Below are 11,991 nucleotides of genomic sequence, written 5' to 3'. Positions count from 1 at the left end.
AAAAAAGGGCGCCAAACGGCGCCCTTCTCTCATTGAATAAACCCAATCCTGTGGCGAGGGGATTTATCCCCGTTCCGGCTGCGAAGCAGTCGCAAACCCGTTGAATGCGGTTTGACTGATACACCGCGGACACAGGTTTTGGGGCTGCTGCGCAGCCCATCGGGGATAAATCCCCTCGCCACAAAAGCCCCACACAAAATTGTACAGGGCCTCGGATCACTTCTTGTCGCGGCGCTTCTTGCTGGCTTTCTTGTTGTGCGACATCAAGCGACGCTTCTTGTTGACCTGGCGGTCGGTCAGCGTGTTCTTGTTGCCTTCGTACGGGTTCTCGCCGCCCTTGAACTCGATGCGGATCGGCGTACCGACCAGCTTGAGCACACGGCGGTAAGTGTTTTCCAGATAGCGCACATACGACTTCGGCACTTTCTCGATCTGGTTACCGTGGATCACGATGATCGGCGGGTTCGCACCACCCAAGTGAGCGTAACGCAGCTTGATCCGGCGGTTGTTGACCATCGGCGGCGCGTGCTCGCCCACCGCATCTTCCAGAATCTGGGTGAGTCGGTTGGTCGGCCAGCGGGTAACCGCGGACTTGAACGAGTTCTGCACCGAGGCGTAGAGGTTGCCCACGCCCGTGCCGTGCAACGCCGAGATGAAGTGAATGTCGGCGTAGTCGACGAAGAACAGCCGACGTTGCAGCTCGACTTTGACGAAGTCGCGCTCGCTCGGCGTCATGCCGTCCCACTTGTTGATCGCGATGACCAGCGCACGACCGGATTCGATCGCGAAGCCCAGCAGGTTCAAGTCGTGATCGACCACACCCTCGCGGGCGTCCATCACGAAGATCACCACGTTGGCGTCTTTGATCGCCTGCAGGGTTTTGACCACGGAGAATTTTTCGACTTCTTCGTGGATCTTGCCGCGCTTGCGCACACCGGCGGTGTCGATCAGCGTGTACTTCTCTTCATTGCGCTCGAACGGAATGTAGATGCTGTCGCGAGTGGTGCCCGGCTGGTCATACACGATGACCCGGTCTTCACCGAGCATGCGGTTGACCAGAGTCGACTTGCCGACGTTCGGACGACCGATGATGGCAATCTTGATCCCGTCTTTCTCGCTCGGGCCAGGAATGCGCTTGGCTTCCTCGCCTTCGGCAACGACTTCTTCCTCTTCGCCTTCAGCCGGCTCGTCATCATCACGCGGGAATTCGCTCAGAGCGGCTTCCAGCAATTGCGTGATGCCACGGCCGTGGGCGCCGGCGATCGGGATCGCGTGGCCCATGCCCAGCGGGGCGAATTCGGCGCGGGCCATTTCCGGGTCGATGTTGTCAACCTTGTTGGCAACCACGTGGGAACGCTTGTTACGTTTGCGCAAATGCTCGGCGATCATCTGGTCGGCAGCGGTAAAACCGGCCTTGGCATCTACCAGAAACAGCACCACATCGGCTTCTTCGATGGCCAGCAGCGACTGCTCGGCCATTTTTTCGTCCATACCATGTTCGTCACCGGAGATACCGCCGGTGTCGATCAGAATGTAGGAACGCCCTTGCCACTTGGCCTCACCGTACTGGCGATCACGGGTCAGACCGGACAGGTCGCCGACGATGGCGTCACGCGTCCTGGTCAGGCGGTTGAACAAGGTGGACTTGCCGACGTTCGGTCGGCCCACCAGGGCGATTACGGGAACCATGCGGCTCTCCACTTCGTTATTTCAGAAAATACAAAAGCCGCTGCGAGGCAGCGGCTGGTGCTCGGGGCAACACCCGGAGGCGCTGCAAACCCTGCTGATGCAGGGCCGCTTGGGGATGAACCCCAAGCATAGTTGTTACTTGATGGTCAGGGCTTCCAGTTTGCCGCTGTTGCCATACACATAAATCGTGTCGCCCACCACCAGCGGACGGGCACGCAGGCCGTCGCTGTCGATGCGCTCACGGCCGACGAAACGACCGTCGACCTGACTCAGCAGATGCAGATAACCTTCCAGGTCACCCACAGCTACGTAGCTGGAGAACACTTCCGGTGCCGACAGTTGACGGCGAGCCAGCGAGTCGTTGCTCCACAGTGCGGTGGTGGAACGCTCGTCGACGCCTTCAACGGTGCCCGAGGACAGGCTCACGTAGACGCTGCCGAAACCCTGAGCGATACCGGCATAGCTCGACGCATCGCGCTGCCACAGTTGACGACCGCTTTCCAGATCCAGTGCCGCAACGCGACCTTGATAACTGGCCACATACAGCGTGCCGCCGGACAGCAGCAGACCGCCGTCGATGTCGACCACGCGCTCCAGTTCCGAACGACCCTGTGGAATGGCGATGCGTTGTTCCCACACCGGCACGCCGTTGGAGATGTCCAGCGCGACCACTTTACCGGTCGACAGGCCAGCTACCGCCAGACGGTTGGTCACCAGCGGAGCACTGGTGCCACGCAGGGTCAGGACCGCCGGGGTGCTGTCATACACCCAGCGCTGGTTGCCGGTGGCAGCGTCCAGACCGATCAGACGATCGTCCTGGGTCTGCACAACGACCACGTCGCCATTGTTGGCCGGCGGCGCGAGGACTTCACTATTGACGCGGGCACGCCACTTCTCTTCACCGTTGCTGGTGTCCAGAGCGACGACTTCGCCACGCAGGGTACCAATCAGTACCAGACCGTAACCCACGCCAACGGCGCCGGAGACAGGCAGTTCCAGATCCTGGTCCCACTTCACGTCGCCATTGCTGCGATCCATGGCCATTACGACACCGGTAACATCGGCGGCGTAGATGGTGTCACCGTCGATCGCCGGCACCAGCATGTTGTAGGTTTCGCCCTGACCGTCACCGATCGAGCGGCTCCACTGCTTCTGCAGAACCACTTCTTCTTTGAAGTCGGTCAGTTCGGCCGGTGGCAATTCTTTCTTGCTGTTGCTGCTGCAACCCGCGGCCAGAAGGGCCAGAGCCAGCAATGCTGCATGCTTCCAACGGATCACGTCACGCATCCCCTTTGGCCAGGTCGTCGAGCTTGATTTGAAGGCCACCGACCGCCGCTTCATCCGACAGTGCCGCCTTGGCTTTTTGATACGCCTTGTTCGCGTCATCGGTACGGCCCAAGCGCACCAGCAGGTCGCCCTTGAGTTCTTCGCGAGTGGCCAGGAACGCTTTGTCGGCATCGCCGTCGAGCAGTTTCAGGGCGTCTTCGGCCTTGTCCTGCGCGCCCAGTACCTGCGCCAGACGCTGACGGGCGATTTCGCCCAGCGCCGGGTTGGCCGGCTTGTCGACGATGGCTTTGAGTTCGGTTGCCGCGTCGTCCAGCTTGCCGCTGTCGACCGCTACTTTGGCGACGAACAGGCTGCCGTACTGCGCGTAGGCCGAACCGCCGTATTCGCTGTTGAGCTTGCCGGCCAGATCCGCAACGCGGGCGGCATCAGGCTTGCCGTCGGGCGTCAGCGTGGTTTCCAGCAGTTGCTGATAGAGCACCGAGGCGCCTTGCGACTGGTTGCTCTGGTATTTGTGATAAGCCTGCCAGCCGAACACGATGACCAGCGCCAACAGGCCGCCGGTGACCAGAGGTTTGCCGTTGCGTGTCCACCAGTCCTTCAAATCCGCCAACTGTTCGTCTTCGGTACTCGACACCCCAATACTCCTTAATCGCTAAATCGGCTGTTAAGACAGCTTCAACCCTGCACGACGCAGGTGGCCAGGTGAGCGGCGAGCGCATCCCAGGCAATGCTTTGTTGTTCGCCCTGGCCACGCAGGGGTTTGAAACCTACCACTTGCTGGGCCATTTCGTCGTCACCGAGGATCAATGCGTACAGCGCACCGCTCTTGTCGGCCTTCTTGAACTGGCTTTTGAAACTGCCGGCGCCGGCATTGACTTGCAGGCGCAGGTTTGGAAGTTCATCGCGAACCCGTTCAGCCAGGGCCAGACCGGCCAGCTCGGCTTCTTCACCGAAGGCGCAGAGGTAGACGTCGACCTGACGGGCAATTTCCTGCGGAATCTGCTCGAGGGTTTCGAGCATCAATACCAGACGCTCGATGCCCATGGCGAAACCGACGCCCGGGGTTGGCTTGCCGCCCATCTGCTCGACCAGACCGTCGTAACGGCCGCCCGCGCACACGGTGCCCTGGGCGCCGAGCTTGTCGGTGACCCATTCGAAAACGGTTTTGCTGTAGTAATCGAGGCCACGCACCAGTTTCGGATTGAGCACGTAAGGAATGCCAACGGCATCCAGACGCGCCTTCAGGCCTTCGAAGTGAGCGCGGGACTCGTCGTCGAGGTAGTCGGCCATTTTCGGCGCATCGACCAGCACGGCCTGGGTGTCGGCATTTTTCGTGTCGAGCACGCGCAGCGGGTTGGTTTTCAGGCGACGCTGGCTGTCTTCATCGAGCTTGTCGTGGTGCGCCGAGAGGTACTCGACCAGCGCTTCACGATAGCGACCACGGGATTCGCTGGTGCCGAGGCTGTTGAGTTCGAGCTTGACCGCATCACGGATGCCCAGCTCGCCCCACAGGCGCCAGGTCATGATGATCAGCTCGGCGTCGATGTCCGGACCGTCGAGGTTGAACACTTCGAGACCGATCTGGTGGAACTGGCGATAACGGCCTTTTTGCGGACGCTCGTGGCGGAACATCGGGCCGATGTACCAGAGTTTCTGCACCTGACCGCCGCCGGTGATGCCGTGCTCGAGCACTGCACGTACGCAGGCTGCGGTGCCTTCCGGACGCAGGGTCAGGGAATCACCGTTGCGGTCTTCGAAGGTGTACATCTCTTTTTCGACGATATCGGTGACTTCGCCGATCGAGCGCTTGAACAGCTCGGTGAACTCGACGATGGGCATGCGGATCTGCTTGTAACCGTAGTTATCCAGCAGACGCGCCACGGTGCCTTCGAAATAACGCCACAACGGGGTCTGTTCGGGCAGGATGTCGTTCATGCCACGAATGGCTTGCAGAGACTTGCTCACAAAATTTCCTTAATTCGTTCGATCAGCCGCGCGCGATAACGGCAGCGTCAGCTTCGACCTTTTCGGCCGCTTTCTGGCGGATCAGCTTTTCCAGCTCGTCCACCAGATTGTCATTCGTCAGCTTCTGCGACGGCTTGCCGTCGATGTAAATCAGGTTGGGCGTGCCGCCGGTCAAGCCGATATGGGCTTCCTTGGCTTCGCCGGGGCCGTTGACCACGCAACCGATGACCGCGACATCCAGCGGCACCAGCAGGTCTTCAAGGCGCCCTTCCAGCTCGTTCATGGTCTTGACCACATCGAAGTTCTGCCGCGAGCAGCTCGGGCAGGCGATGAAGTTGATGCCACGGGAACGCAGGTGCAAAGACTTGAGAATGTCGTAACCGACCTTCACTTCCTCGACCGGGTCGGCCGCCAGCGAGATGCGGATAGTATCGCCAATCCCTTCGGCGAGCAGCATACCTAGGCCCACGGCGGATTTCACCGTGCCCGAACGCAAACCGCCAGCTTCAGTGATGCCGAGGTGCAGCGGCTGGACGATTTCTTTCGCCAGCAAACGGTACGCTTCGACGGCCATGAACACGTCGGAGGCCTTAACGCTGACCTTGAAGTCCTGGAAATTCAAGCGCTCAAGGTGTTCAACGTGGCGCAAAGCGGACTCGACCAGCGCCGCCGGGGTCGGCTCGCCGTATTTCTTTTGCAGGTCTTTTTCCAGGGAACCGGCATTGACGCCGATGCGGATCGGAATGCCGCGATCACGCGCCGCATCGACCACGGCACGCACACGGTCTTCACGACCGATGTTGCCCGGATTGATACGCAGGCAATCCACACCCAGTTCGGCCACGCGCAAGGCGATTTTGTAGTCGAAGTGGATGTCAGCCACCAACGGCACTTTGACCAGTTGCTTGATCTTGCCGAACGCCTCGGCGGCGTCCATGTCCGGCACCGAGACGCGAACGATGTCGACGCCGGCGGCTTCCAGACGATTGATCTGCGCCACGGTCGCGGCGACATCATTGGTATCGCTGTTGGTCATGCTCTGCACAGCGATCGGCGCGTCGCCGCCCACCGGTACGTTGCCGACCCAGATCTTGCGCGATTCGCGACGTTTGATTGGAGATTCGCCGTGCATGACTTATTGACCCAACTTCAGGCGAGCAGTCTCGCCACTGGTGAACGGAGCGATATCGACCGGTTGGCCGTTGTAGCTGACCTGTGCTGCGCGGGCAACGCCCAGACGCACATTGAGCGGCGGTTTGCCGGAAACGCTCACGCTGTCGCCTTTATGCTTCAGACCACTGAAAATCACTTTGCCACGGCCATCGGTCACCTGTGCCCAGCAATCGCCGGTGAACTGCAATTGCACCTGGCCTTCGCCGGCAACCGGAGCAGCTGCTTCAGCGCTCGGCGCTTGAGCAACCGGCGCGGTCGGGGCAGGTGTCGCTGGGACATTCGGCGCTGGAGTGGCCGGAGCTGCCACCACTGGCGCAGGCGTCTGTGCCGGTGCGCTTGGCGCAACTGCCGGGGCAACTGGCTCGGGCGCTGGAGCCGCGGATTCGGCGCCGGTGGATTCAGCACTGGTTTCCGACTGCGGCAAGGCCAGCGATGTCGAATTGTCAGCCTGATTTTCGGCGACAGCCTGGTCTTCCGGCTCGTCGATCGGGTGGATCTGCGTGGTGCCGTCAGCGCCTTCGACTTCGACGTGTTCCGGTGCGAGGCTGGTCAGATCGCGGGTGCGCTGCGAGGTTTGATCCTGCCACCAGACGAATCCGCCGCCGATGACCGCGATCAGCAGCAACAGGCTGACGATACGCAAAATGGTGTGGGAAACCCGCACCGGCTCTTCGATACGACCGAGGGCGTGAACGTTGCTGCCCTGGGAGTCGGTGCCAGTGGACTGGTCGAATTGCTGAACCAGAACGGTCTGGTCCATGCCGAGCAATTTGGCATAGGCGCGAATGTAACCGCGAGCGAAGGTATGCCCCGGCAGCTTGTCGAAAGCGCCGGCTTCAAGATTGCTCAGGGATGTCACGGTGAGGTTGAGCTTGAGGGCCACTTCGGCCAGCGACCAGCCATTGCTTTCGCGGGCCTGGCGCAGGGTCTCACCGGGATTTACGCGATTCGCTGCTACAACTTCGGGATGCGCCGCTTTCATCATTGCTCCGACAGGTATTGCTGATATTCCGGCGTACCGGGATAGAGTCGTTTTAATTGCAGACCGTAACTGGCTGCCTTGTCGCGATCTTCAAACACTTTTGCCAGCCGAACGCCGAGCAATAGACTACGTGCATTTTGTTCGGTGAGCTGGCTGAAACGGTCGTAATAGTCACGCGCGGGCACATAATGCCTGTCTTCGAAGGACAACTCAGCCATTTCCAGCAATGCGCGTGGTTGTTGGCGATTCAGGCGCAGGGCTTTTTCCAGCTGTTGCTGGGCCAGATCACGCTGGCCAAGCTTGGCGGCGGTCATGCCGAGATTTTCGAAGACCCGCGAGCGCTCAGGATACAGGGTATCGGCGGCCGCTTGTTCAAAACGCTCGTAGGCTTCCTTGTAGCGCTGTTCTTCGTAGAGGAAACTGCCGTAGTTGTTGAGGATGCGCGCATCGGCGGGACGTGAGGACAGGGCCTTGCGAAAGTGCTCGTCGGCCAGTGCCGGCTCCATTTCCGCCTGGAACACCAGACCGAGGGCCGCATTGGCGTCGGGGTCGGAACCGTCCAGCTCCAGCGCTTTCTTCAATGGCACCTTGGCGCGCTCGGTCATGCCTTGCTGCAGATAGCCCAGCCCCAGCTGCACGTAGGCAGCCCGCGCTTCATCGCGGCCCTTGCTGGTCTTCATCGGGTTGTAGTCACCCGACAGGACACAACCAGCACACAGGCTGGCCAACAGCAACAGCAGCGCAAAGCGCAGGGACATAGAGATCCTCTCTTAGTTAGTGTTCGCGGCGTTCTGTGCCAGATCGCTGTCGGCGCTCAACTCGCGCACGGCGATGTAACGTTCGCTGCGACGGGTGCGATCCAGCACCTGCCCTACCAATTGACCACATGCGGCATCGATGTCTTCACCACGGGTGGTGCGCACGGTGACGTTGAAACCGGCCTGATGCAACTGATCCTGGAAGCGGCGGATGGCATTGTTGCTCGGCCGCTCGTACCCGGAGTGCGGGAACGGGTTGAACGGGATCAGGTTGATCTTGCACGGGATATCTTTAAGCAACTCGATCATTTCCACCGCGTGCTCAAGCTTGTCGTTGACGTCCTTGAGCAAGGTGTACTCGATGGTCAGCACACGTTTCTCGCCAAGGGCGGACATGTAGCGCTGGCACGACTCGAGCAGCATCTTAAGCGGATATTTCTTGTTGATCGGCACCAATTGGTTACGCAATGCGTCGTTCGGTGCGTGCAGGGACAACGCCAGGGACACGTCGATGTGCTTGGCCAGCTCATCAATCATCGGCACCACACCCGAGGTGGACAGGGTCACGCGGCGCTTGGAGATCCCGTAGCCGAGGTCATCCATCATCAGATGCATGGCGGCGACGACGTTGTCGAAGTTCAGCAACGGCTCGCCCATGCCCATCATCACCACGTTGGTGATGGCGCGGTCGACGGTGGCCGGGACGCTGCCGAAAGATTTGTTGGCAATCCACACCTGACCGATGACTTCGGCGGCGGTGAGGTTGCTGTTGAAGCCTTGCTTGCCGGTGGAGCAGAAACTGCAATCCAGGGCGCAGCCTGCCTGGGACGAAACGCACAAAGTGCCGCGCTTGCCCTGGGGAATGTACACGGTCTCGACGCAGCTGCCGGACGCCACGCGCACCACCCATTTACGGGTGCCGTCGCTGGAGATGTCCTCGCTGACCACTTCCGGACCACGCACTTCAGCAATGGCCTTGAGCTTGTCGCGCAAGGCTTTGCTGACGTTCGTCATGGCGTCGAAATCATCGACGCCAAAGTGGTGAATCCATTTCATTACCTGACCGGCACGGAAACGCTTCTCCCCGATTGAGTCGAAGAATTTTTCCATTTCCGGCTGGGTCAGACCCAGCAGGTTTGTTTTAACAGTCGATGTAGTCATGGATTCACCTTCACTCTGCAAGCAATGCTTAGCGAGTGGTTACTTCAGTAGCTGCGAAGAAGTAAGCGATTTCGCGAGCGGCAGCAGCTTCGGAGTCCGAACCGTGAACGGCGTTGGCGTCGATCGATTCAGCGAAGTCAGCACGGATGGTGCCTGGAGCAGCTTCTTTAGGGTTGGTAGCGCCCATCAGCTCACGGTTGCGAGCGATAGCGTTTTCACCTTCCAGAACCTGAACGACAACCGGGCCGGAAGTCATGAAAGCAACCAGGTCACCGAAGAAACCGCGCTCGCTGTGCTCAGCGTAGAAGCCTTCGGCTTCGGCTTTGGACAGTTGCTTCAGTTTCGAAGCTACAACGCGCAGGCCAGCGTCTTCGAAGCGAGTGGTGATCTTGCCGATCACGTTTTTAGCAACGGCGTCAGGCTTGATGATGGAGAAAGTACGTTGAACAGCCATGGTGTAACTCCAGAAACGGTAATTTGCGAAAAATTAAACCCGCGAATTATACGCGGGTTCTTGGGTATTGCCTAACCTGCGAGACGATCAGTCCAATTCTGCGGCCCAGAGCTCCTGAACCGCTTCGAGCACCTTCTCGCCGACCCGGCCGGAAGTAGCATCGAAGTCAGGCAGTTCAAGAATCATCTGCTGCAAACGGACAAAACCTACAGAGTACGGGTCGAGTCCCTCGTGGGCCTCGGCCAGCTCTTCTGCAATGCGTTGAACATCATTCCAACCGTAGCTCATGACAGTCTTACCAGTCAGTGCGGCGCTTCGGCCGCATGGTTAAGCGAATATTTCGGAATCTCGACGGTGAGGTCTTCCTCACCGACGATGGCCTGGCAAGCCAGACGCGATTGCGCCTCAAGGCCCCAGGCACGGTCGAGGAAGTCTTCTTCCAGCTCGTCGGCCTCTTCCAGCGAGTCGAAACCTTCGCGGATGATGCAGTGGCACGTGGTGCAGGCGCAGACGCCGCCGCACGCGCTTTCCATCTCGATATGGTGTTCGTGGGCCAGTTCGAGAATCGATGTGCCGGGCGCAGCCTCGACCACCATGCCTTCAGGGCAGAACTTCTCGTGTGGCAGAAAAATGACCTGCGGCATCAGATATCCTCGATTTCATTCAGGTTGCGCCCCGACAGAGCGGCTTTCACCGTCAGATCCATGCGGCGGGCAGCAAAAGCATCGGTCACTTGCGACAGACGTTTGGTCTGCTGCTCGATGGCGTAACCATCGGTACCTTTCATCAGTTCGGCCAGTTCCTGCATTTGCAGTTCGATGACCATGCGCTCTTCGGCGTCGAGCAGACGCTCGCCATCGGCCTCCAGAGCGCCCTGCACCGCTTCGAGCAGGCGTTGGGCATCGACTTGCTGCTCACGCAGAACGCGGGCGACCTTGTCGTCATTGGCATGCTGGAACGAATCCTTGAGCATCTTGGCGATTTCGCCATCGGTCAGACCATAGGAAGGTTTGACCTGAATGCTCGCTTCAACGCCCGAGCCCAATTCACGGGCAGACACGCTGAGCAGACCGTCGGCGTCGACCTGGAAGGTCACGCGAATTTTCGCGGCACCGGCCACCATCGCCGGAATGCCGCGCAATTCGAAGCGCGCCAGAGAGCGGCAATCGCTGATCAGCTCGCGCTCACCCTGCAACACGTGGATCGCCATGGCCGACTGGCCGTCTTTATAGGTGGTGAAGTCCTGGGCGCGGGCGACGGGGATGGTGGTGTTGCGCGGAATCACCTTCTCCATCAGACCGCCCATGGTTTCAAGCCCCAGGGACAGCGGAATCACATCGAGCAGCAGCAGTTCGCCGCCATCGCGCTTGTTGCCAGCCAGGGTGTCAGCCTGGATCGCGGCCCCGATGGCCACCACTTGATCCGGGTCGATTTCCGTCAAAGGCTGACGACCGAAGGCTTCGGCAACGGCTTCACGCACACGTGGCACTCGGGTCGAACCGCCGACCATGACCACGGCGTGGACGTCTTCCAGCTCAATACCGGAATCGCGAACGGCGCGGCGGCAGGCCTTCAGGCTGCGTGCGACCATTGGCTCGATCAGCGCATCGAAGGCTTCGCGGGTCAACTGGGCTTTCCAGTCGCCGTAAGCCACTTCAACGCTGGCGGCGTCGGTCAAAGCTTCTTTGGCCGCACAGGCAGTTTGCAGCAGATTGCGCTGTGCGCCCGGGTCGAGATCGGCGGACAGGCCAGCGCTCTCAATGATCCAGCCGGCAATCGCGTGATCGAAGTCATCGCCGCCCAGCGCGCTGTCGCCGCCAGTGGCCAGAACTTCAAAGACGCCGCCAGTCAGACGCAGAATGGAAATATCGAAAGTACCGCCGCCCAGGTCATATATCGCCACCAGACCTTCAGCGTGCTGATCCAGACCGTAAGCCACCGCAGCCGCAGTCGGCTCGTTGAGCAGACGCAACACGTTCAGACCGGCGAGTTTGGCCGCATCTTTGGTGGCTTGGCGCTGCGCATCATCGAAGTAAGCAGGAACCGTGATCACCGCGCCAACCAGCTCGCCACCCAAGGTCGCCTCAGCGCGCTGACGCAGGACCTTGAGGATATCGGCGGAGACTTCAACCGGGCTTTTCGGGCCTTGTACGGTGTCGATGAACGGCATGTGCGATTCACCGCCGACAAAGCGATACGGCAACTGCTCGCCCAATTGCTTGACGTCGGACAGACCACGACCCATCAAGCGCTTGACCGAGAGCACGGTGTTCAGGGGATCGGAGGCTGCTGCCAGCTTGGCGGACTCACCGACTTCGACGCGGTCGGCGTGATAACGCACGGCGGACGGCAGGATGACCTGCCCGTTGGCGTCGGCCAGCGGTTCGGAAAGACCGCTGCGCAGCGCAGCGACCAGCGAATTGGTAGTACCCAAGTCGATGCCCACAGCCAGACGACGCTGGTGCGGTTGAGGACTTTGGCCGGGTTCGGCGATCTGCAGTAGAGCCATGGTGATCAGGTCT

Annotated in this window: 12 protein-coding genes; all 12 read right to left on the bottom strand. The window is 60.2% G+C overall.

All coding sequences use genetic code 11. The features are described 5' to 3' along the window. Positions 1-216: 216 nt before the first annotated feature. Positions 217-1,689: a ribosome biogenesis GTPase Der gene (gene der / locus V8J63_RS22820; RefSeq protein ID WP_024014210.1), complete on the bottom strand. Its 1,473-nt coding sequence runs from the start codon at positions 1,687-1,689 to the stop codon at positions 217-219. A 135-nt stretch (positions 1,690-1,824) separates the two neighbouring features. Continuing rightward, a complete protein-coding gene (gene bamB / locus V8J63_RS22815) occupies positions 1,825-2,976 on the bottom strand; it encodes an outer membrane protein assembly factor BamB (RefSeq protein WP_051600540.1) in 1,152 nt (383 codons plus the stop codon). After that, positions 2,969-3,610, bottom strand: coding sequence for a tetratricopeptide repeat protein (locus tag V8J63_RS22810; RefSeq protein ID WP_016773334.1), 642 nt, complete (start codon positions 3,608-3,610; stop codon positions 2,969-2,971). Before V8J63_RS22810 ends, bamB begins: the two co-directional genes overlap by 8 nt. Before the next feature lie 41 nt (positions 3,611-3,651). Further along, positions 3,652-4,941 (bottom strand): histidine--tRNA ligase, encoded by a 1,290-nt coding sequence (hisS, locus tag V8J63_RS22805; RefSeq protein ID WP_016773333.1) that lies wholly within the window; start codon positions 4,939-4,941, stop codon positions 3,652-3,654. A gap of 22 nt (positions 4,942-4,963) precedes the next feature. Continuing rightward, a complete protein-coding gene (gene ispG, locus V8J63_RS22800) occupies positions 4,964-6,073 on the bottom strand; it encodes a flavodoxin-dependent (E)-4-hydroxy-3-methylbut-2-enyl-diphosphate synthase (protein ID WP_016773332.1) in 1,110 nt (369 codons plus the stop codon). A gap of 3 nt (positions 6,074-6,076) precedes the next feature. Then, a complete protein-coding gene (locus V8J63_RS22795) occupies positions 6,077-7,096 on the bottom strand; it encodes a RodZ domain-containing protein (protein ID WP_123444223.1) in 1,020 nt (339 codons plus the stop codon). Then, on the bottom strand, positions 7,096-7,854 hold the full coding sequence (pilW, locus tag V8J63_RS22790) for a type IV pilus biogenesis/stability protein PilW (RefSeq protein ID WP_016773330.1): 759 nt from the start codon (positions 7,852-7,854) through the stop codon (positions 7,096-7,098). The genes V8J63_RS22795 and pilW overlap by 1 nt, the downstream gene beginning before the upstream one ends. A gap of 12 nt (positions 7,855-7,866) precedes the next feature. Beyond that, on the bottom strand, positions 7,867-9,015 hold the full coding sequence (rlmN, locus tag V8J63_RS22785) for a 23S rRNA (adenine(2503)-C(2))-methyltransferase RlmN (RefSeq protein WP_024014215.1): 1,149 nt from the start codon (positions 9,013-9,015) through the stop codon (positions 7,867-7,869). A gap of 28 nt (positions 9,016-9,043) precedes the next feature. Then, on the bottom strand, positions 9,044-9,469 hold the full coding sequence (gene ndk, locus V8J63_RS22780) for a nucleoside-diphosphate kinase (RefSeq protein WP_016773329.1): 426 nt from the start codon (positions 9,467-9,469) through the stop codon (positions 9,044-9,046). A gap of 87 nt (positions 9,470-9,556) precedes the next feature. Then, entirely contained in the window at positions 9,557-9,757 is a 201-nt protein-coding gene (gene iscX / locus V8J63_RS22775; protein WP_016773328.1) for a Fe-S cluster assembly protein IscX, read from the bottom strand. A gap of 14 nt (positions 9,758-9,771) precedes the next feature. Beyond that, positions 9,772-10,113 (bottom strand): ISC system 2Fe-2S type ferredoxin, encoded by a 342-nt coding sequence (gene fdx / locus V8J63_RS22770; RefSeq protein ID WP_016773327.1) that lies wholly within the window; start codon positions 10,111-10,113, stop codon positions 9,772-9,774. Then, on the bottom strand, positions 10,113-11,978 hold the full coding sequence (gene hscA / locus V8J63_RS22765; protein WP_073473310.1) for a Fe-S protein assembly chaperone HscA: 1,866 nt from the start codon (positions 11,976-11,978) through the stop codon (positions 10,113-10,115). The genes fdx and hscA overlap by 1 nt, the downstream gene beginning before the upstream one ends. Positions 11,979-11,991: the final 13 nt, after the last annotated feature.

The organism is Pseudomonas sp. CCNWLW23 (genome assembly GCF_037095675.1).
Lineage (GTDB): Bacteria > Pseudomonadota > Gammaproteobacteria > Pseudomonadales > Pseudomonadaceae > Aquipseudomonas > Aquipseudomonas atacamensis.
Note: the sequence above shows the minus strand (reverse complement) of the source record. Positions and strands in the feature narration are given on the sequence as shown.